This window comes from Butyrivibrio sp. XBB1001, from assembly GCF_000424505.1.
Classification (GTDB): Bacteria; Bacillota; Clostridia; order Lachnospirales; family Lachnospiraceae; genus Butyrivibrio.
The window spans coordinates 37,245-59,434 of the sequence record NZ_AUKA01000019.1 but is presented as its reverse complement, the minus strand read 5'-3'; the positions used below and the strand labels follow the sequence as shown (position 1 = coordinate 59,434).

Here is a 22,190-nt window from a genome sequence, read left to right as displayed (position 1 = left end):
CTGAAGGCATCTAAGCGTGAAGCCCCCCTCAAGATGAGATATCCCTGGCTTGTCCAGTAAGACCCCTTAGAGAGTATGAGGTTAGATAGGCACAAGGTGTAAGCACGGTAACGTGTTCAGCTGATGTGTACTAATAGGTCGAGGGCTTATCCAAGAAGGTTAGGAACGATTGAAAAAAGGATTTAGATTATCAGTGTTCGGTTTTGAAGGTACAAAATGAAGTACCATGCAACGCATGGTATTTTGTATGTTCAGTATTCCTCAATAGCTCAGTCGGTAGAGCATTCGGCTGTTAACCGAAGTGTCGTAGGTTCGAGTCCTACTTGGGGAGCTAGTTAAAGCTTGTCTTTGACATTGAAATACGATAGACTGTTACTATAGCGAAACGGTCTGATGCGGCTCCGTGGTCAAGCGGTCAAGACATCGCCCTTTCACGGCGGTAACACGAGTTCGATTCTCGTCGGAGTCATTAAAATAATATGGTGACATAGCCAAGTGGTAAGGCGTGGGTCTGCAACACCCTGATCGACGGTTCAAATCCGCCTGTCACCTCTAAATCCTTCGGATTATCCGAAGGATTTTTTTTTATACATATAATCTGTGATATAATTTACAATGTATTGCACTATAAATATTGGGAGGACCATAATATGCCAGAAGAGACAATGAATGATTTTAAAGATGAGATTGATAGATCTTTTAGAAAGGTGCATGAGGGAGATATTCTTGAAGGAACAGTAATCGATGTGTCAGATACAGAGATAACCCTGGATCTTAAGTACTATACTCAGGGAATAATAAGGGTTGAAGATATGAGCGATGACCCTAAATTCTCAGTTCATAGAGACGTAAAGGTTGGAGATGAGATATCAGCTACAGTTATAAGCACAGACGATGGAAATGGAAACATTCTCTTATCCAAGAAAGAGGCTAATCAGGTGCTTTCTTGGGATAAGCTTGGGGAAATGCTATCTTCAGGTGAATATGTAGATGTGAAGGTTTCCGAAGCTGTTAAGAGCGGATGTGTGGCTTTCTTAGAAGGAATACGAGGATTTATACCAGCTTCCAAGCTTGATCTTCAGTTTGTAGAAGAAGACAGATTACAGGAATACGTTGGAAAGACTCTTAAGGTTAAGGTAATAACAGCAGATAAAGAGGCTGGTAAGCTAGTACTGTCTGCAAGAGAGTACCTCAGAGAACAGGCTGATTTAAAGAGAGCAGAGATGATTTCTAATGTAGAAGTTGGACTTGTTACAGAAGGTGTAGTAGAAAGCCTTCAGAACTATGGAGCATTTGTTAATCTTGGGAATGGAATGACAGGCCTCGTTCACATTTCGCAGATTTGCAATCAGAGAATTGCACATCCTTCTTCAGTTCTTAAGGTTGGACAGAAGGTTAAAGTGAAGGTTACACAGATAAAAGATGGTAAACTTTCACTCAGCATGAAAGCTTTAGAAGAAATAGCAGCTACTGAGATCACAGAAGAAAAGATTCAGTACGAAAGTGATGGAGAAGCTACTACATCAATGGCTGATCTATTGAAGAAAGCGGGATTCTAATACTACATAATGATCATATAAAAAAGCAGTGACTTGGGAGGTTGTCACTGCTTTTTTACTTTAGAAATTAAAATATTTAATTTTAAAGCTGCTTAATAACTGTATCGAATGGCTCTATATCCTTGAAGACCTGAATTCCTGAGTCTGTTTTAACTGATGTGCTCTGCTTTGAATCAGAGTTATTGATCACAATAAGTTTTTTAGAACTAGCAAAATAAGCGCATTCAGTATTAGCATTATCTGTTATATAAAGCTCATCTAATGGTAGACCTGCTGCATAGAGAATAATATTGAGCAAAAGTCTATTATTTATAGGTGTTGTTTCAAAAGTTGATAAATATATTCCCTTACCTTTTCCGAAGTCATTTATTGTAAATACAGGTTCGCCGTCCTGCTCAAGTATCACATGAGCCTTTCCATCAGTTAAATGAACAGAGCATCTCTTTGGAATATAAGCGCCTTCTGGTACAAGACCGTTAACAGATGTCAGATCATAAGTCCATTTACCGTGACATACCTTTGCAGGGATGTTTTTATCCACACCGAGAACAGAAGCAAGTCTAAATGTAGTGTCGTAGCCATCAATTGCTGAAGGCTCGTTAACACCAATAAATACACCGCCTTCAAATACCCATTTTGTGATAATTTCCTCAAGTACTGGATTATTCCAGTTATCACCACCACTCCAGGCAGTGCCCTGAGCTCCTGCGTTGATAATGACTTTATACTTTGAAAGGTCAATATTTTCCACATCATCAAAGCTGATAAAGTCAACGTCAACTGGAAGTCCTGACAAGGCCTCATTAATGTGGATAAGGTCGTTCATATATGTCTCATGGAAATGTCCACTTAAAGTCCAGCTTCTAAGGCTTCCCCAGCTATGCAAAACAGCGACTTTTACGCCTATAGTGGAAGGAGTACCTTCTGTGTGCAGGTCTCTTATTGTTCTGAATTCGTCAGATATTTTTGCAATGTATTCTACAAAGTCAGGGTAGTTTTCCACAAGATGGAGATATCCACCAAGGCCAATTCTGTCTATCTTTGTTCTAAGGAGTGCACGTCTAGTGTGATTCCAATATTCTTTAGCATCTCTTGTAGGATTTCCGCCTTCAGCAAAGGTAGGAAGTCCGCCAAGGCCAACTGGGAACAGATAAGGATGCAATCTAATCTCGTGAGTCTCAATATCAGCACCGCCACATAATCTAACTTCATATCCAGAAAATACGCATTTGATAAGTCCATCGAAGTCGAAGTCCTTGAAGCGTTTGCTATATGGTTCTACACCAACCCAGCTATCATCGTAAAATACGTAAGCTTTTTTGCCATAGCTATGAACAATATCAACTAGCTTGCGGCCAAAAGATACTACGAAGGAATTTACAAAATTCATATAGTCGCGCTGTGTCTTTACAGGAGGCATATGAGTTACATGAAGAGCACCTTTGTTGATGAAATCCTCGGCTGTAAGTTTGTAGCCATATTTTTCTGCAAAATCATCCAGCATTTTTGGACTTACAGTAAAGTCGTATGAGCCCCAGTCAGTAAAGAGGTTTCTGTTTCTGTTGCTACTTCCCCAGATCCAGACAAAGTTGTAGAACATGGAAGTGAATCTGACAACAGTAGTAGCAGGATGAGACTCACACCAGTTTGTGAGCCAATTGATCATATATTCCTGGGTTTCTTTATGGACAGGATCAATCTGCATGAGATGTTCCTTGGTCCAGTTGTTTGTTGTGTGGTTGTACATGGAAATTTCTTCCCAGATACGGTAGGCCAGGAAACTTACAGTATATCTGTGCCATGGAATGACATTGTTAACGATTACATTTCCAGCTTCTTTTTCATATGTCCAGAAATTACTGCTGATCTCTCGACCTGTGGTACGATCGAAAACCTGCCAGTATTTCATAGAATCAGGACTATCGTTTACTTTAAACTGCTGATCAAAAAAGTCATCTAAAAGATGAAATGTCAAAAATCCGTCATCAGCTACTTTGGGATGAGTCATCAAAAAAGTCTGCTGAAGCTTGTCTGGGTTTTTCTTTGCCCATTCATTGTGGTCTCTGATTATGCAGATTGTAGAGTAAATACCGTAACCTGAATTAAGAATCTCATCAGAAAGTACAGTTCCATCGCTGTCTCTTATGACATCGGCACCCCATTTTTCTGCAAGATCAAGTGTTAATTTTTCATATCCTGATTCACCGGGTAAAGTGAATCCGCCTTTCGTAGATATTGATTCCATAAAAACCCCCAAGTAGTTAGTTAAGTATCAGAGTGCACCATCACTCCTGATTTTGTCGTAGTTAAGTATGCCTGCGAGATATGCAAGTGCTAGTCCCTGGCCCCATCCCTGGATCCAATCTCTAGAAATGCCTCTATAGCCATCTCTGTCCTTCATAACAGCGGTACCGCCAGAAACATTAAGAACACGGCCATCAGCTGATACATTAGCAAGAATGCCCTGTGTAGCCTTGTTGATGTACTTAATATGAAGTGGATTGCCCTTATTTATCATTGCGGCAGCAATTCCACATGAGGCAGATATCTCTTCATAAGAGTCCTCATCATCTAAAATTGTGCGGAAAAGACCATTCTCAGTCTGGAGAAGCTTGATAGACGCAAGTTGCTCATTGAGAGAGCCAACGATATCCAAAAACTTAGGATATAGGTAGCATTCTGGAAGGACTCTTCCTACTTCTGACATAGTATATGCTGCCCATGCGTTAGCACGACCCCAGAAAAAGCCTGACATGTGGTCTTTTGTAATGTTGTTGTAACCATGGTAAAAGAGACCTGTTGCAGGATCCTGAAGATACTTTATATGCCAGTAGTACTGATTAAGAGCATCATCGATAAGCTTCTCATCTTTGAGAAGTACACCGGCTCTGAGAAGGAAGAATGCTGCCATGAAAAGAGTATCAGCCCAACACTGCTCAGGGAAATCATTGTTTACAGATACAGTGTGCTGTAGTACGTTGTCTCCAAATCTTAGAGCTTCATTTTCGAGATAATCAATTTTGCTCTTTGCTATATCAAGATATTTTTCATCTTTGGTATATTCATAAAGAGTGAGCATTGCATGGCCCATGGCACATGTATTAACAGTCCATGAAGGAAGCCCAAGCTCAATATATTCGTCGATTCGATCTTTTAAGAGTTCAATATATTCTTTGTTGCCAGTTGCAAGGTAAGCCTCACAAACACCATAATAAGCAACGCCACCTGGCCAGTCCCAGGTCAGATCCATACGCATTGTACGTTTAACTATAGAATCAATAGTTTTTTCAATTTCTTTTTTGTCATAAATAAGGTTTGCCATACCCAGTTCGCTCCTTATAACACGCTAATGTATCATTTTGAGGAAATTATATTAGTGGATGGTCGAAATGTCTATTCAAGTTAAATAAAATCCTTTGCAATTTCAACTATTTGACTTAATATTTTTCATTGGGTACAATAAACGCATTCACGTTTTCTTATTCAAGGGGTTAAATCTATGGCAAAACCAAAAAAGACTGTAATAGAATATAGAAATTATGAGCTTCCCATGAATTTTCCTGTATTATTGCTTACTGGAGACAGATGGCATATTTCTGATGTGAAATCCGGGAAGCTTCATTTTCACAACTGTCTGGAAATTGGAATATGCCATTCTGATAGTGGAATAATAGAATTCGACAATACTCCTTATCCTTTCAAGGCTGGGGATGTGACATTTATTTCCAGAAATGTTCCTCATACTACATATAGTAATAAGGGAGAAGCGAGTCTTTGGACATACATATTCATACAGCCCGATGAGCTCTTGAAGGGGATGTATTCTGATTCTTCTCCTTATGCGGAAATCTTTACCGATATGATGCAGAATTTCCAAATGATTCTCAACAAAGAGGATTACCCTGATGTTTACTACATTATCAGAACAGTAATGGAGGAACTTCAGCATAAGGGCATGAATTATCAGCTATCTGTAAAGGGACTCATGCTATCTCTTTTTATGAAGGTCATGAGAATCTATTCTGATAATAAAGGGAAAAAGCTTGAAACCAAGGATACACACGAAAATGCTATTGTCATTTCACCGGCACTGGACTTCATAAAAGAGAATTACATGATGAATTTTCCTATGGAAGAGCTGGCAGATATGTGTCACCTTAGTCAGACCCACTTTAGAAGAGTGTTCCATGAGATCATGAATACGAGCCCTTTGAACTATCTCAACACTACAAGGATACTTCAGTCCTGCATACTGCTTAGAACTACAGAAGAGTCCATTCTTTCTATATCTGAACAGGTTGGATTTAGATCGGTATCAAGTTATAACAGACATTTTTCAGAAATAATGGGAACTCAGCCCAGCGAGTGGAGACATAAGATGGCGAGAGTTGATAATGCATCAATACTGGAGTATACAGGCTGGATGCAAGCTCAGAACCTGTCTGATAATAAGGAAAAATAAAAGAATGCAATACTTAAGTCCTACCTCAAAGTTATGCGGTGGGACTTTTTGATTGCCATTATGTAGACGTTTTAGCGAAAACGTTTGAGTATAAAACATGCACAAAAATTGTCATTTACTTTTAGCCAAAAGGGACATATGGCACTAAAACTAATCGTTTAAATGGTTGTTTATGCAAAGTTTTTTTGACTAAGTGATTAGATATACCAGTTAAATTATTTTAGGATTTATTTATACAAGGGGAAAGGGCAATAATGGTATGAAAAAGCAAAGTAAAAAAGGGGGAGTGGTAACTACCACATCTTGGAAAAGTGCCTTGAAGCGAGACTGGCAGCTTTATCTACTTCTCTTAATTCCACTGGTTCTAGTAATTGTATTTAGTTATGGTGCATATCCTGGCCTTAGAATGGCATTTATGGACTACAAACCGGCCAAGGGCTATGCAGGCAGTAAATGGGTTGGCTGGGCTACATTCCAGAAAGTATTTAAGGATGCAGACTTTGGCAGAGCACTCAGAAACTCAATTGTATTTAACATTGCAGATCTTCTCGTGGGCTTCCCTATGCCAATTATTCTGGCTCTTATTCTTAATGAGCTCAGATACAAGAGATTTAAGAAAGTGTCTCAGACAATTCTTTATCTGCCTCACTTCTTATCTTGGGCTATCATCGGTAGCGTAGCGCTGACAATGTTTAAGCCTTCAAGCGGACTTGTTAACGTAGCTATGATGCAGGCTGGATTTATTGAACAGGGTATTCCATTCCTTAATGAGAAATGGCACTGGGCAATAACTTATCTGCTAATCGGAGTTTGGCAGGGAATGGGTTGGGGCACGATCCTTTACCTTGCAGCTATTACCGGTATTAGCGGAGAACTATATGAAGCAGCAATGATCGACGGCGCAAACCGTTGGCAGAGAATGATCCATATTACACTTCCAGGTATCAGAAGCACGATCGTAACACTTCTTATCATGAACCTTGGACGTGTCATGGGAAGTAACCTTGAAAGACTTACAGCTCTTGGTAATACCCAGGTAAAAGAGTTCCAGTATCAGCTTGCTGTTTACATCTATCAAAAAGGTATCAGTAACAACAAATTTAGTATGGCTACTGCGGTTGGTTTGTTCCAGTCAGCAATTGGCGTTATACTAGTACTTTTGTCTGATAGGATTGCCAAAAAGCTTGGCGAAGATGGCTTGCTATAATGAGGAGGAACTACGATGGGAAAAAGTAAGACAGCCGTTGGCGAGGAAAACTTCTCAGCAGGAGGAGCCCACGCTGTAATAGGCTTTAAGATAAGCGATGCGATAATGATGCTTATCATCATATTATTATGCGCTACATGCGTGTTACCATTTGTGCACGTTGCAGCAAAATCAATTTCTGGTAATACAGCAGTAATGTCTCAGTCAGTATATTTCTGGCCAAAAGATATTACATTTGACGCTTTCACAAGAGTTTTTAAGGATGATTCAATGACTAAGTCAATGATCTTTTCAGTCTGGATCACTTTACTCTTTACACTGCTTGGTATGATCGTTTGTACCTGTGCGGCATATCCTCTTTCAAAAAAGAGATTAAAAGGCCGTCCAGTACTTACATTCCTGCTTATGGTTCCAATGTACTTTTCAGCAGGTATCATTCCTCAGTACATACTTTATTATCAGCTTCATATCCTGGATACATTTTGGGTATTGATCCTGCCACTTATCTATTCACCATATAACATGCTGATAATGAAGAACTTTTTTACAAGTACTATTCCTGATAGCTTAGAGGAGTCAGCATTCCTTGATGGAGCAACAAATTTCCAGATCCTTTGGAAAATAGTTCTTCCTCTGTCCAAGCCGATATTGGCTACACTGTCTTTGTTCTATGCAGTAGGACGTTGGAATTCATATGCTGATAACATGTACTATACAAGATCTGCAGATCTTAAGATGATCCAGTACAAGCTTTACCAGCTTGTTGCATCTGCTACAGAAGCACAGAATGCTTCACTGGCAGATACTGGTGGTGTATCACAGTCAACACCTGAGGTATTACAGGCAGCTTGTATCATGTTTGTAACTATACCAATCATCATCATCTATCCATTCCTTCAGAAGTACTTCGTTCAGGGTACTATGATCGGAGCAGTAAAGGGTTGAGCAGAGCACCTGGCGAGGTATTATCGAAGGTAGTTTCAATTTTAAGCCACAAAGAGTGGCATAAAATACAATTTTCTTTATGGAAAAAAGGAGGGTATGAATTATGAAGAAGAATTTTCTTCAGAAGGTTCTTGCTACAGCACTTACAGGCGCTATGGTAGCTGGAACAATCGTTGGATGCGGTGACAACACAGCAGCTGACACAACAACCACTGACACAGAAACACAGCAGACAGAGACAGCACAGGCAGAGACAACAACAGAAGCTCCAGCTGCAGAGAATGCAGATGTAGTTGCTGGTATTGATGGATGGACACCATTTGAGAACGAAGTTACACTTCGTGTAGCTGTATACGACAGAGGAGATGCAGGTAACGGATGCTCTGATGTTGAGAACAACTACTGGACAAAATGGGTTCAGGAGAATTTTGGTGATAAGTACAATATAAAGGTTGAGTATGTTGGAATCACACGTTCAGATGTTATGACTGACTACTCTATGCTTGCTTCTACAAACACACTTCCTACACTTTGCATGGAGTACGACTATGATAAGCTTGCTACATGGGCAGCTGATGGATATCTTCAGCCTATCGATATCGAGCAGTTCAAGACAATCGCTCCTACATACTGGGGAAACATGGAAGCTAACGGCCTTACAGGTTACACAAAGTTTGGCGATGAGGACTACATGGTTCTTGGTATGAGACCATATGGTAACACAAACTACACATTCGTTACATGGTATCGTAAGGACTGGCTCTCAGAGGCAGGCTATGACAAATATCCTTCAACAAACACAGAGCTTCTTGAGGCTTATGCAAAGATGAAGGAAAACGGACATGAGTATCTCCTTAGCGGATCTAAGGTTGCAGGCGCTGGTGCTGACCAGAACTACAGCTTCAGAGATTATCCACAGGATGAGACAACATGGTGCACAACAGGTGATTATCAGATTCCAGCTCTTTCAACAGAGGCTCAGAAGAGACTCCTTAAGTGGAACAACGAGCTTTACAACGATGGTTACATCAACCCAGAGTACTACCTCAGAGCATCATCTGATGTAGAGGCTGACTTCATCAATGGCAAGGCATTCTCATGGAGCGGATATGTTTCATCTAACATGCAGGTACTTCAGTCATTCTATGAGGCTAACCCAGATGCAGAGCTCGGTGTAGTTGTTTGCGATGGTAAGTTCAACCAGGATTCAACTTGGGGCTCAAGCAATGCTTTCCGTCCTAACAACATCTTTGGCGCTATGATCGCGTTTGCTAACAACGCAACAGAAGATGAAGTTAAGGCTGGTGAGATGTATCTTGAGTGGATGGCTCAGGATGAGAACCTCTTCACAATGCAGTGGGGTATCGAAGGCGTAAACTTCAACTATGATGAGAACGGCAACCCTGTAGCAGTTGGTGATCAGACTGGTCTTGAAGAGCAGCAGGGTCACAACAACAACGTTGACTACTGGATGGTTGTTACAGCTTCTAAGTCATTTGGCGATATCGAGAAGGACATCGCAGCAATCAATCCTCAGGGACTTCCTCAGGACTTCTATGATGATCTTCTTGCTAACTACAAGGGACAGCTTGCACTTTACGAGGCTGGTTATGCAAACGTTGACTGTCTGTTCGGTGGCGCTCTTGAGTCAGTAACAGAGAATGGCACAGCTCTTAAGGAAGAGGTATATCCTGAGTATCGTGACCAGCTTGTTATGTGCGCACCAGAAGAGTTTGATGCTCTTTATGATGAACTTTCTCAGAAATATCTTGATGCTGGATATCAGGATGTAATTGATGAGAGACAGGCTATGTTTGATGATGGAAAGACAACAAAGCTTCAGTAATCATTAAAAATAATTCCTAGAATGAATGTAAAGGGGCCAGAATTTAAAGATTCTGGCTCCTTTTTTATCATAAATCCACTTTTATATACAGTAATAAATGGACCAAGTATGATAAAATAATAATGCTGAAAAGCAGAAAAAGACGATGAGTTAAGAATATAAGTCTTAATAGCAAGAAAGGGGGAAAAGATGGGGGAACAGATAGAGAAGTTTAAAGAAATGATTGATGCCTGCGACAATATTGTCTTTTTTGGTGGAGCGGGAGTATCCACAGAGAGCGGGATTCCAGACTTTAGAAGTAAAGATGGCCTTTACAACCAGCATGATGTCAGATTCGATAAATATCAGCCGGAATATCTTTTGAGCCATAGCTGTCTTGTGTATGAGCCCAAGGTGTATTATGAATTTCACAGGCAAAAGATGGACACAAGAAACATAGAGCCTAATGATGCTCATAAATATCTGGCAGCACTTGAGAAAACTGGCAAATTACAGGCTGTAGTTACACAGAACATTGATGGCCTGCACCAAAAGGCTGGAAGCAAAGTTGTCTATGAGATTCATGGTAGCGCACTTAGGAACTACTGTATGAATTGTGGAAAAGAATATCCTGAGGACTATATCTTTGAATCACAAGAGCCAATTCCAAAGTGCAGCTGTGGCGGGACAATTCGACCTGACATAACTCTATATGAAGAGGGACTTCCAGATGATCAGGTTTCTGGAGCTATAGAGGCGATTGCCAAGGCACAGATGCTTATAATTGGAGGAACATCACTTTCGGTTTATCCGGCAGCTTCTTTTATTAATTATTTCAGAGGCAAGTATCTTGTTGTCATCAATGAAAGTGACCTTGATATCAGAGGCGCTCAGAATACACTTATAATAAAAGAAAAAATTGGAAAAGTTTTCAGGGAACTGGCTGTTCTACAGGGAATTACCCTATAACCTGGCAGGGCCAGAAAACATGATATAAAAACAAAAAGTAGAAGATACATGGATATACAGGTAGGAAATATCATTAAACTAAAGAAACAACATCCTTGCGGTAATTACGAATGGGAAGTGCTCAGAGTAGGTGCGGATTTCAGGCTGAAATGCATGGGGTGTGGCCACCAGATCATGGTTCCAAGGAAAAATGTGGAAAAGAATATCAGAGGGATCAGGTGACTATAAATAGTCTGGAAAATGCTTTACACCACAATATAGGGGATATGTCAAAAAACACTTGCATTCTTGGCAATATTGTGATAACATACCATTCTGTGATAAATTCCTTGCTACGCTAATGTAAAGTGTAGCCAGAGACCAAAAGGAGGTAACAATAGCATGAACAAATACGAATTAGCCGTTGTTGTTAGTGCAAAGATCGAAGACGATGCCAGAACAGCAGTCATCGAGAAGGTTAAGAAGACTATCGAGAAGCATGGTGGTCAGATTACTAACGTAGATGATTGGGGTAAGAAGAAGCTCGCTTATGAGATCGAGAAAATGACAGAAGGCTTCTATTACTTCATCCAGTTCGATGCTGAGGGTACAACACCTGCAGAGATCGAGTCACGTATGCGTATTATGGATGGCGTCATCAGATATTTATGCGTTAAGAACGAGGCTTAAATAGAAGAGGACGAAAATATGAACAAAGTTATACTTATGGGACGTCTTACAAAAGACCCCGACGTTAGATACTCACAGGGAGAGACAGCTAGCTGCGTAGCAAGATATACACTCGCAGTTGACAGAAGATTTGCCAGAAGAGACAGCCAGGATGCTCAGACAGCTGATTTCATTCAGATTGTTGCATTTGGCAAGAGTGGTGAGTTTGCTGAGAAGTACTTTAGAAAAGGCACCAAAGTTATCGTAACGGGACGTATCCAGACTGGTAGTTATACCAACAAGGATGGCGTTAAAGTATACACAACTGATGTAGTTGCGGAGGATCAGGAATTTGCTGAATCCAAGAATGCATCTGCTGGCAACAGTGGAAACTTCAGCGGATCAGCACCTAGTAATGAACCTGCACCTTCAGCAGCTGGGGATGGCTTCATGAACATTCCTGACGGAATTGACGAGGAGCTTCCTTTTAACTAATTTAGGAGGTAAATTACAATGGCTTTTACTAAGTCTGATAAGTCCGATGCTCCTATGAGGAGAAAGGGCGGAATGCACAGAAGAAAGAAAGTTTGCGTTTTCTGTGGCAAGGATAATGTAATTGATTACAAGGATACAGCTAAGCTCAAGAAGTTCGTTTCTGAGAGCGGCAAGATTCTTCCTAGAAGAATCACAGGTAACTGTGCTAAGCACCAGAGAGAGCTTACATCAGCTATCAAGAGAGCAAGACATCTTGCACTTATGCCTTACGTAGCTGAGTAATCTACATAAGATAAATATTTAAGGCACTACTTAGAAGAGATTCTAGGTAGTGTCTTTTTTTGCACAAGACCGGCAAGCGAATGGATGCGGCTGGCGTGATTATGATATAATTATTTGACCTTTTAATTATAAACAAATAGTGTGAGGGACAATTAATGAAAGATTTATATATTATTGGTGCAGGTGGATTTGGCAAAGAAGTTGCATGGCTTGTAGAGAGAATCAATAAGGTAAATCCAACATGGAATATAGTTGGATATGTTGATGACAATGAATCATTATGGAACAAGAATATATATGACTATCCAGTATTGGGTGGAATAAGTTACTTAGAGAACTGCAAGGATTCTTACGTTGTTTGCGCCATTGGAAATGCAGATACTAAACATGCAATAATACAAAAGTTGAGAAATTATGCTTTGCAATATGCAACTTTGATTGATCCGTCAGTTATAATGTCCAGAAGCGTAAAGATTGGGGAAGGCACTATAATCTGCGCCGGGACAATAATTTCTGTCGATGTGACCATAGGAAATCATGTGAGTATAGATTGGGATTGCACAATAGGGCATGATGATGTGATTTCTGACTTTGTAACAGCATATCCAAGCGTTAATATATCAGGTTGCTGCAATATTGGAGAGCGCGTGGAATTAGGTACAGGCATGAGGATAATTCAGGGGCTGAGCATCAAGGATGCAGTCATAGTTGGAGCAGGCGCGTGCGTTGTTAAAAATATAGAAGAATCCGGAGTGTACGTTGGCGTCCCGGCGAAAAAAATAAAATAAGTAATCTAGACACTTGAAAAAATAGTTAGCAGATGCTAACATTGTGTTCGAGGCATAATGATAACTATTTTCACGAGGCTTTTTACATTATGATAAATGTTTTTATAATTATTTTTTTAGTGATCATTTTGTTTTTTGCACTAAGGGGCTCTATAAAGCATCTTTTAGGTCAGGGTAGTTGCTGTGGCGGTGGAAATTCTACAGTTAAGGAAGCTGATAAAAAGCTGAATGGTCCAATAATTAAAATCAAGATTTTTAAGATTGATGGTATGCACTGTGAGAACTGTACAAACAGGGTTAAACGTGCCATCAACAGGATTGATGGAGTATCTGCTAAACTGAGCCTTAGGAAGAAACAGGCAGTAGTCCAGTATGAAAAAGAAGTAGCAGACGAAGTTCTAACTTCAGAAATAGAAGGGCTTGGATATAAGGTAATTGAAATCAAATGATATCTGCATAATTGCATAAAATTGCAACAGATTAACGACCCGCTTCTGGCGGGTTTTCTCTGAGAAATGTGTTAGCAATTACTAACAAAATAACGAGAACTAGTCAATTTCAGAAGGGAAACGCGATGAGTAACGAACAGATTATTGATGCACTTAGGAAAGAGGGAATGAGAATAACAAAGCAAAGAAAGATAGTTGCTGACATTATTGCAGAAAATGATGGTGCCTCGTGCAAAGATATATGTTGTATGGTAAGAAAAAGCGATGAATCAATAGGAACAGCTACTGTTTATAGAATGATAAAGGTACTGGAAGATATCGGTGTAGTCGAGCGGATTGATATGATAAAACTCCATTAAATAATTTTCTAAAAAAATTTTTATATGAATGCATCATTTTACGAATAACGGTTGTATAAATATTAGGAACGATGTAAAATGAAGTAGCTTTTTTGTAGAAAAAAGCGCGAAAAAAGTTTTATTAGGAGGAAACTATGGGGTTTTTAGATGATTTCGGTAAGAAGATTTCTTCAGCCAGCCAGGAAGCTATTGCAAAGGGAAAGGACCTTGCAGATATAGCTAAACTTAATTCAAACATTGCGGATGAGAAGAACAAGATCAATGCAGCTTATAAAGAGATCGGTAAGAAGTACTTTGAGTCTCATGCAGAAGATTTCGAGGAAGGATATGGAGAGCTTGTTGGAAATATCAAGGCTTCTCTTGAGAAGATTGCTACATTCGAGCAGCAGATCGTAGAGATCAAGGGCGTAACAAAGTGCCCTAGCTGTGGAGCAGAGGTTCCTAAGGGAGCAGCATTCTGCACAGCATGTGGAACAGCAATCCCTCAGCCAGAAGTTCAGGCTGCACCAGTTCAGGAAGAGGCTACAAAGACTTGCCCTACATGCGGCACAGTTCTTAAGGCTGGTGACATGTTCTGCATCAACTGCGGTACTAAGCTTGAGGAGGTACAGCAGTAATGGAAAAGACTCGTCTTGGCGTATCAGTAGCTGTATTTGGCGCATTTATTTATGCAGCAGCAATATTCGGAGGATATACAGCATCAACTATTCTTGTAGGTTATGTACTTCTTATGGAGTCTAACGAATGGCTCAAGAAGACAGCTGTGAAGGCACTTGCTACACTTGCTCTCTTTAGCTTCTTATCACTTCTTGTAGGCCTTATTCCAGATGCGTTTGGTGTTATTTCTTCACTTCTCCGTACATTTGGATTGACAGTAAGCTTCAGCTTTATTACAGACATCTTTAATGTATTATCAAGAGTTGTAAGCCTTCTTGAAGATCTTGTATTTGCAGGTCTTATCTTCAAGTCACTTAACCAGGGAACAATCAAGATTCCTGTTGTTGATGGCATTGTTGAGAAGTACATGTAATTATTTTAAATCTTATAAACCAGTCACTTTGTGGCTGGTTTTTTTTCTGGAGAATAATATGAGCGATATTATTGAGAGTATGGAAAAAGAGGCAATGGGCCTTGTTAAGATCGTAAATAAAGAGTATCTCTCTGGCAAAAAAATAGCATACTTTGTAGTGCTGGTTGGAATGGGACCTTATAAAGTTGAACACGCCGGAAATGGCCACAACAGTAATGTTGTAGTCAGGGCTATTCATAAATGCTATAGAGAAGACAGCAGTCAGCAGTATGATAAGGGCTTTCAGGACGGACTTATATATATGGCAGGTGTAGCCAACAAAGTAGAAGCAATGAGTATTGTGCTGGATATATTTTTCTATGAGCTCAAACTGGAAAAAGAAGGGAATGCAGCCTTTTCTATTGAAAGGGGAAGGATTCTTAACCACATCAATGAAAAAATCCGTGAAAAGAATGAGGAATTTAGTCAAAGCAAAGGCTATGAAGACTGGATCACACGATATAAAAAGTACGCAAAAGAAAAATATGGCATACTTTTGGGCTGAAATATGCACTGAATAATTTGTGTATTTTTTGTGTATTTTTTGTGTGGTAAATATGTTCGTTATCTGTTAGAATTGAATACGCACCCCAAAAATTGGGGTAATTATCTTTTTGGAGTTGGTTCTTAAAAATGGGGAATGTTCGGGGGAACAAATCTACTAATTCTAAATGGGATAGTACGAGGATTGCTGCCATCATTATCTTGGTGGCAATTTTTGTGTTATCTTATTTTCTTATCCATTTCGGATTGGTTCAAAAAGACGAGAATAAATCAACGTCACATTTTGTAAGAGCCAAGGTAGTGTCGCTGATAATAAATAATACGCAGGCTGATGAGACTACAGAAGGTCTACTTCGCGGCTCGCAGGAAGTTATTGTCGAAGTTACATCTGGTCAGTTCAAGGGCAAACAATATCAGACCTCCAATTATATGAGTATGCTCTTTAACATAAACTGTAAGGAAGGAACAAGAGTAATTGTAAGGCTTGATCCAAGGAGCGAGGATGAGGGCTATAGCGCTTTCATCTACAGTTATGACAGGACCTGGATCCTGTTGGGACTATTTATTATTTTTGCTTTATCTCTCGTAGTTATAGGAAGAGGGAAGGGGGCAATGTCTCTATTATCGCTGGTATTTATACTGATATCGGTGGTGGGAATTCTGTTCCCACTTATTGAGTATGGCTTTCCGGCTATACTTGTGACTATTCTTATTGTCTTTTACACAACAGTATTCACATTTGTTTTAATTGATGGAATCAACAAAAAAACAATCAGTGCGGCACTTGGAACTCTCTCTGGGGTTGTAATTGCCAGTGTTTTTGCGGCAATCGCCGGTGCATTATCACATATTTCAGGTTTTCAGACAAACGAGGCAGAGGAATTATTATTGATCGGTACAGACCATGGGATGAAACTCAAAGGTCTTTTTACAGCGGGTATTCTTATCGCATCTCTTGGAGCAGTTATGGACGTTGCAATGAGCATTGCTTCTGCCATACATGAGCTTCATGAGGTTAACGAGAAGATGACTGCCATAGAACTATTCCATTCTGGTATGAACATAGGAAGGGATGCTATGGGGACTATGGCAAATACCCTGATCCTGGCATTTGCAGGATCATCCTTTACACTTCTTTTACTAATCTATTATTACAACATCTCATTTACGCAACTTATGAATACCGATATGGTTGCAAGGGAAGTGATACAAGGGCTGTCAGGTAGCATAGGAATAGTACTTACTGTACCGATTGTGGCAATCCTCTCTGCCAGAATAGAAACACTAAAATGAGAGATGAAAAAAAGAAAGGTGGGAGCGTATGAAAAACAGAAAGCGTATACTGGCCATGATCCTTGCGGGATTCTTGTCAGTAACAACAGCGTTTCAGACTACAAGCGCAGTGGCGTTTGCTACAGATGTAACTGAAATGTCTGTTGAAGCAGCTAGCACGGAAACTTCCGAGGTTGAATTGCCTGCAGAAGCCGCTAGCTTGGACAGCAGTACTGGAAAGACTAACGAGACTGTTTCTGATGTAGTAGTTGATGAAAAATCAGAAACTGAAAAGACAGATGAAAAGCCAGTAGATGAAGCTTCAAAGGATGCAGAAGCAACTGCAACTGAAGCTGAGGTAAAGGCAGAAGTTACTATTACTACTATCAAGGAAGTAAAAGAGAAAGCTTCTGGCGAATTTACAGTACAGGGCGTTGTTAACTATGTAAATGGTAAGAATGCTTACGTACAGGACGATACAGGTGCTATTTGCCTTTATGGAATCAGCGGACTTAAGGTAGGAAGCCTTGTTACAGCTAAGGGAACTTTCCAGGATTATAATGGACTTCTCGAGCTGTCAGGTGCAACACTCATAGAAAAAGATGAGACAAACACCAAGGATTATGGTTTTACAACCTTTGATGGTGATGAGGTTGCAACACTTGTAGCAAACCATGATGACTACGAGTGCCAGAGAGTAATCCTTAAGAATGTGACTGTTTCATCCAAGGCAGACATTGAAAAGGGTAAGGTTACTCTTTCTTCTGGAACATCTACAGTCCTTGTGTATGACAAGAACAATATTAAAAATGCTTTCGGAGATATTGCCGAGGGAACCAAGGTTAACGTAACTGCAGCTGTTAGCGATTATAAGGGACTTCAGGTTGTTCTCTACTCTGATGATACACACAAGATGGTAGAGGTTGTAACTCCTGAAGAGCCAGTAGAACCTGATCCTACAGAAGTAGAAGTTGATGATTCAGTTACAATGGAAATCGCTTCATTTGCAGGAACTGACCTGTCAGCACATGATGGGGACCTTGTTGTTTATGCTGACGGATCAGCAGCTAATGACTGCGCCAACAAAGAGCATGAGATTACTGCTTATCAGAGTGGCAAGCAGGTAACTCCTGTTTACACATATTCCAGCGGTGGAAATACATCAAGTATCATTGGCTCAAAGGGAATGATGCCTGGCGACTATTATCAGATTACTGTTTCTGGTACTGGTTATGGTCTTTACACACTCTCTTTTGACATGAAAGGCTCAAACACAGGAGCCAAGAACTGGACTGTTTCCTACAGTACAGATAATGAGAATTACAGGACAATTGGAGATAAGTTCTCATTAGAAGGAACAAACTGGAAGGATGGTATTACTTTCTCTGTTCCTGCTGACGTTAAACATGTTGACAAGCTCTACTTCAGAGTAGGACCTGCTGATGACACTTCTATCAATGGAAAAAAGATTGCTAGTGGCGGAGTTAACAGATTTACAACAATCAAGGTTACAGGAAGCCCTGTAAAGTCTCCTGATATCACATCAGCTGTAGATATCACTCCAGAAGCAGGCGAAGTTCCAACAACTCAGGAGCTTACAATGTCTTCTGAGACAACAGGAGCTACAATCTACTATTCAATAAATGGAGGCGAGTTTGCAGTATATGATGATGCAAATAAGCCTGTACTTACACCAGAAAGCTTCGTTGCAGCATCTGAAACAGATGTAGTAAAGAAGGCAGTTGTAGTTGCCTATGCAACAGCAGAAGGCCGTAAGGATAGCGTTAAGAAGGAATTTATTTATACACCAGCCAAGGTTGCCACTGTAAAGGCAAGTCCAAATGGCGGAGCTATCAGAAAGTCAAGCCCTGTAACACTTAAGACTGCTACAGAAGGTGCCAAGATCGAGTACTCACTTGATAAGGGCGAGACTTGGGTAGAATACACAGATCCATTCAAGCTTGCAGAGCTTCCAGCCACAGTTATGGCTAAGGCTACATGCGAAGGCTATGAGGAAAGTGTAGTAGCTACATTTGAATTTACAGAAAGACTTAACGAAGAATACAATATTTACTTTGGACAGCTTCACTCACACACCAACTATTCAGATGGTGCTGGTACATGTAATGAGGCGTTCAATCACGCTGCTAATGAAGTTGAAAACCTTGACTTCCTTGCAGTAACAGATCACTCTAACTCTTTTGACAACGATACAAAGGCAACAATTACAGATGGATCAGCTTCATCTGAGTGGGTAGAAGGTCACGAGCTCGCAGACAAGTACACATCAAGCGATTTTGTAGGTATCTACGGATATGAGATGACATGGTCAGGCGGAGCTCCTGGACACATGAACACCTTTAACACAGGCGGATTCATGAGCCGTAACATGGCAGGTTATGAGAGCAAGTCACGTGTAGCTCTTCAGAACTACTACGCACAGCTTGTTAACACACCTGAGTCAATCAGCATGTTCAACCACCCAGGAACAACCTTCGGTGATTTCTATGACTTTGCTTATTATTCAAAGGCAAATGACCAGCAGATCACACTTATCGAGGTTGGTAACGGTGAAGGTGCAATCGGAAGTTCAGGATACTTCCCTTCATATGAGTATTACACAAGAGCCCTTGATAAGGGATGGCATGTGGCTCCTGCGAACAACCAGGACAACCACAAGGGCAGATGGGGAGATGCAAACACAGGTAGAACTGTAATCCTTGCAGATTCCCTTACTCGTGAAAATATTTATGATGCTATCCGCAACATGCGTGTATACGCAACTGAGGATAATGACCTTAAGATCTACTACACATTAAACGGCATGGAGATGGGTACTGTACTTGATGAGACACCTTCAGAGGTTAACATCAAGGTTAAGACAAATGACCCAACAGACTCCGGCATGATGACTGTAGAAGTTATCACAAACGGTGGCCTTGCTGTTGCAACCAAGAAGGTAGAAGCAGCATCTGGAGAGGCAGACTTCACTCTTTATCCAGACAAGAACTACTACTATATCAGAGTTACACAGGCAGATGGAAACATCGCAGTTACAGCTCCAGTTTGGATTTCAAGTGTTGAGGCTGTAGGAGTTGGTTCTCTTACAACAGACACATCACTTCCAGTAGCTGGAGAAGCACTTAACATAAACGCTACATTCTTCAACAACGAGACAACTGACTTTGACGTAAGATCAATTGTTTACACAGCTAACGGAGAAATCATCCATGTAACAGATGTTTCTGGTGACAATGCTGTGATCAAGTCCCAGGGCGAGCTTAACGATTCCTTCTCATATACATGTGATAAGGCCGGCAAGCAGAACATAGAAGTGGCACTTCTTGGTTACATGAATGGATTTGAAAAGAGATATACATCTGCACTTGAACTTGTGTATGTATCACCAGATATGGTAACACACGTTGTTGTAGATGGTTCTCACCTCAATGACTACGTAGCTGGCTACTATGCTGGAAACGTTGGAAACTTCGCAGATATCGCTGCAAACGATTATGTAAAGGTTGACATTGTTACATCAGAGATCACAAGAGAAACACTTGCTAATGCATCTGTATTAGTAGTTTCTGCTCCTAACAGAAATACGAAGTACGGTGAAGTTAAGCACTTTGAGGATTCTTTCCTTGAACTGGTAAAAGAGTATGTGGCAAACGGAGGAAACCTTATCGTTTGTGGTCTTGCTGATTACCAGGATACAGCTGCTTGTCAGACATCAGTAGAAATCAATAAGCTCCTTACAGCTATTGGTGCTACAACAAGAATTAACTCCGATGAAATCGTTGATAATGACAAGAATGGTGGTCAGGAGTACAGACTTTACTTTACTAACCACAACAGAGACTGTTACCTTACAAAGGGTGTAACAGATACTCAGACCTATAGCGCATACAGTGCATGCTCAGTTCGTCTTGATGAGTCAGCAGTTGCAGCAGGCAAGGCTGAGGCAATCGTATATGGTCATGAAACAACATATACAAAAGACTGCAAACAGTTTGATGATCAGTATGTTGCAGTTCCTAAGGGAAGCGTAGTTGCTGCAGCAAGAGAAGAACTTGCAAGCGGATCAGAAGTTATCATTACAGGTACCGTATTCCTTTCAAACTTTGAAGTTAAGTCAGAGCTTGATTATGGCGGACAGGAGTACTACTCTAACCGCAATATTCTTCTTAACTTCCTTTCAAATAACAAGAAGGAAGTAGAAGTAAGCACAATCGCTGAGATGAGAAAGGGAGAACCTGGAGACATCTTTACAGTTGAAGGATATGTAACAGCAGGAACAGCAGTCGAAGGTAACAAGTTCTTTGACACAATCTACATTCAGGATGAGACAGCTGGTACAACAGTATTCCCTATCGCTGAAACAGGCATTGAACTTGGAACAAAGATAAGAGTGACTGGATTTGTAGATGGATATCAGGGAGACAAGGAAATCCAGATCTACAACTACAAAGTTCTCGATGCTGAAAAGAAAGTGATTGAACCCAAGAAGGTAACAACTAAGGAAGCTGCTGATTACGAAGCACTTGGCGGATCACTTTTAAAGGTTGAAGGTAAGGTTACAAAGGTTGTAACTAACTCAACAGGAGTTGATTACTTCTACGTAGCAGATGAGACTGGTGTAGAGACACGAGTATTTATCGATGGTTATATCCTTGCTTCTGACGGAAATGACACAATTGCAGAGGATGCTGTTGTTGGAAATACAGTAAGCGCAGTTGGTCTTTCATACTACAATCCAGATGGCCCATGTCTTCGTGTTCGTGACAGAGCTGAAATCGTGCTTGTTGCTACAGGAGAACCTGAAAAGCCAGAGGCTACTCTTGTTACAAAGTGGGGTGCAACTTACTATGTAACAGAAGACGGCACAAAGCTTACAGGCTTCCAGACTATCGATGGAAAAGAGTACTATTTCAACGCTAAAGGTGTAATGCAGAAGACAACTTGGATCACAGTAGACGGAAACAAGTATTATGCAAAGGCTGACGGAACACTTGCAAAGAGCGAGTTTGTAGATAAGTGGACTAATAGATATGCCTTTGATGAGAATGGAGTTCTTTACACAGGTTTCTTCACATTAGATGGCAAAGACTATTATGCTAAGGCAAACGGCATCATGGTAAGGCAGGACTGGATCACAGTAGGCGAAAACAAGTACTACGCAAAGGGTGATTATACACTTGCCAAGAACGAGACAATCACAAAGTGGACAAAGAAATACACATTTGATGAGAACGGCGTTCTTATTAAGTAATAACTACAATTAAATAGTATTTAACTAAAAATGAACTCCGTGATAGAGACTTATTTCTATCACGGAGTTTTGTGCTATACTATAG

General features: G+C 40.4%; 20 protein-coding genes, 3 tRNA genes and 1 rRNA gene. 22 read left to right on the top strand and 2 right to left on the bottom strand.

Features of this window, described 5'->3' with window-relative positions; all coding sequences use genetic code 11:
• The 5 genes from G631_RS0114030 to G631_RS0114010 form a co-directional block, all read left to right on the top strand.
• Positions 1-154: ribosomal RNA gene (locus G631_RS0114030) — 23S ribosomal RNA — on the top strand; the annotation flags it as partial.
• Between the two features lie 104 nt (positions 155-258).
• A tRNA-Asn gene (locus G631_RS0114025) sits at positions 259-331 on the top strand.
• A gap of 66 nt (positions 332-397) precedes the next feature.
• Positions 398-469 (top strand) — tRNA-Glu (locus G631_RS0114020).
• Positions 470-481: 12 nt separating this feature from the next.
• A tRNA-Cys gene (locus G631_RS0114015) sits at positions 482-552 on the top strand.
• Positions 553-650: 98 nt separating this feature from the next.
• Complete coding sequence (locus G631_RS0114010; RefSeq protein WP_026489989.1) at positions 651-1,559, top strand: S1 RNA-binding domain-containing protein; 909 nt, start codon at positions 651-653, stop codon at positions 1,557-1,559.
• A gap of 82 nt (positions 1,560-1,641) precedes the next feature.
• Here the strand turns inward: G631_RS0114010 and gnpA are convergent, their stop codons facing one another.
• Both gnpA and G631_RS0114000 read right to left on the bottom strand, forming a co-directional pair.
• On the bottom strand, positions 1,642-3,804 hold the full coding sequence (gene gnpA, locus G631_RS0114005) for a 1,3-beta-galactosyl-N-acetylhexosamine phosphorylase (RefSeq protein ID WP_026489988.1): 2,163 nt from the start codon (positions 3,802-3,804) through the stop codon (positions 1,642-1,644).
• Positions 3,805-3,831: 27 nt separating this feature from the next.
• Positions 3,832-4,881: a glycoside hydrolase family 88/105 protein gene (locus G631_RS0114000; RefSeq protein ID WP_026489987.1), complete on the bottom strand. Its 1,050-nt coding sequence runs from the start codon at positions 4,879-4,881 to the stop codon at positions 3,832-3,834.
• 177 nt (positions 4,882-5,058) lie between these two features.
• On the opposite strand from G631_RS0114000, the gene G631_RS0113995 reads away from it, so the two are divergent.
• The 17 genes from G631_RS0113995 to G631_RS20385 all read left to right on the top strand — a co-directional run bounded on the left by G631_RS0113995 (position 5,059) and on the right by G631_RS20385 (position 22,105).
• On the top strand, positions 5,059-6,021 hold the full coding sequence (locus G631_RS0113995; RefSeq protein WP_026489986.1) for an AraC family transcriptional regulator: 963 nt from the start codon (positions 5,059-5,061) through the stop codon (positions 6,019-6,021).
• A gap of 259 nt (positions 6,022-6,280) precedes the next feature.
• A complete protein-coding gene (locus tag G631_RS0113990) occupies positions 6,281-7,228 on the top strand; it encodes an ABC transporter permease (protein WP_026489985.1) in 948 nt (315 codons plus the stop codon).
• A 15-nt stretch (positions 7,229-7,243) separates the two neighbouring features.
• Positions 7,244-8,173 (top strand): carbohydrate ABC transporter permease, encoded by a 930-nt coding sequence (locus G631_RS0113985; RefSeq protein WP_081671368.1) that lies wholly within the window; start codon positions 7,244-7,246, stop codon positions 8,171-8,173.
• 103 nt (positions 8,174-8,276) lie between these two features.
• Positions 8,277-10,019, top strand: coding sequence for an extracellular solute-binding protein (locus G631_RS0113980; protein WP_026489983.1), 1,743 nt, complete (start codon positions 8,277-8,279; stop codon positions 10,017-10,019).
• Positions 10,020-10,208: 189 nt separating this feature from the next.
• On the top strand, positions 10,209-10,967 hold the full coding sequence (locus G631_RS0113975) for an NAD-dependent protein deacylase (protein ID WP_035789864.1): 759 nt from the start codon (positions 10,209-10,211) through the stop codon (positions 10,965-10,967).
• Positions 10,968-11,015: 48 nt separating this feature from the next.
• Entirely contained in the window at positions 11,016-11,189 is a 174-nt protein-coding gene (locus G631_RS20760; RefSeq protein WP_081441732.1) for a DUF951 domain-containing protein, read from the top strand.
• 159 nt (positions 11,190-11,348) lie between these two features.
• Positions 11,349-11,636 carry a 30S ribosomal protein S6 gene (gene rpsF / locus G631_RS0113965; RefSeq protein ID WP_026489981.1) on the top strand — a complete coding sequence of 96 codons (288 nt, stop codon included), beginning with the start codon at positions 11,349-11,351 and terminating at the stop codon, positions 11,634-11,636.
• An 18-nt stretch (positions 11,637-11,654) separates the two neighbouring features.
• Positions 11,655-12,110 (top strand): single-stranded DNA-binding protein, encoded by a 456-nt coding sequence (locus G631_RS0113960; protein ID WP_026489980.1) that lies wholly within the window; start codon positions 11,655-11,657, stop codon positions 12,108-12,110.
• Between the two features lie 18 nt (positions 12,111-12,128).
• Entirely contained in the window at positions 12,129-12,392 is a 264-nt protein-coding gene (gene rpsR, locus G631_RS0113955; protein ID WP_026489979.1) for a 30S ribosomal protein S18, read from the top strand.
• A gap of 155 nt (positions 12,393-12,547) precedes the next feature.
• The gene (locus G631_RS0113950; RefSeq protein WP_026489978.1) at positions 12,548-13,180 is read left to right on the top strand and encodes an acetyltransferase; all 633 of its coding nucleotides are present in this window, start codon (positions 12,548-12,550) and stop codon (positions 13,178-13,180) included.
• Between the two features lie 89 nt (positions 13,181-13,269).
• Positions 13,270-13,629, top strand: coding sequence for a heavy-metal-associated domain-containing protein (locus G631_RS0113945; protein ID WP_026489977.1), 360 nt, complete (start codon positions 13,270-13,272; stop codon positions 13,627-13,629).
• A 125-nt stretch (positions 13,630-13,754) separates the two neighbouring features.
• Positions 13,755-13,988 carry a Fur family transcriptional regulator gene (locus G631_RS0113940; RefSeq protein WP_026489976.1) on the top strand — a complete coding sequence of 78 codons (234 nt, stop codon included), beginning with the start codon at positions 13,755-13,757 and terminating at the stop codon, positions 13,986-13,988.
• 134 nt (positions 13,989-14,122) lie between these two features.
• Entirely contained in the window at positions 14,123-14,605 is a 483-nt protein-coding gene (locus G631_RS20390) for a zinc ribbon domain-containing protein (RefSeq protein ID WP_051197279.1), read from the top strand.
• Entirely contained in the window at positions 14,605-15,018 is a 414-nt protein-coding gene (locus G631_RS0113930) for a hypothetical protein (RefSeq protein ID WP_026489975.1), read from the top strand. Before G631_RS20390 ends, G631_RS0113930 begins: the two co-directional genes overlap by 1 nt.
• A 58-nt stretch (positions 15,019-15,076) precedes the next feature.
• On the top strand, positions 15,077-15,562 hold the full coding sequence (locus G631_RS0113925) for a hypothetical protein (RefSeq protein ID WP_026489974.1): 486 nt from the start codon (positions 15,077-15,079) through the stop codon (positions 15,560-15,562).
• A gap of 215 nt (positions 15,563-15,777) precedes the next feature.
• Positions 15,778-16,854, top strand: coding sequence for a YibE/F family protein (locus tag G631_RS0113920; RefSeq protein ID WP_196803880.1), 1,077 nt, complete (start codon positions 15,778-15,780; stop codon positions 16,852-16,854).
• Positions 16,855-16,882: 28 nt separating this feature from the next.
• Entirely contained in the window at positions 16,883-22,105 is a 5,223-nt protein-coding gene (locus G631_RS20385; protein ID WP_051197275.1) for a CehA/McbA family metallohydrolase, read from the top strand.
• Positions 22,106-22,190: the final 85 nt, after the last annotated feature.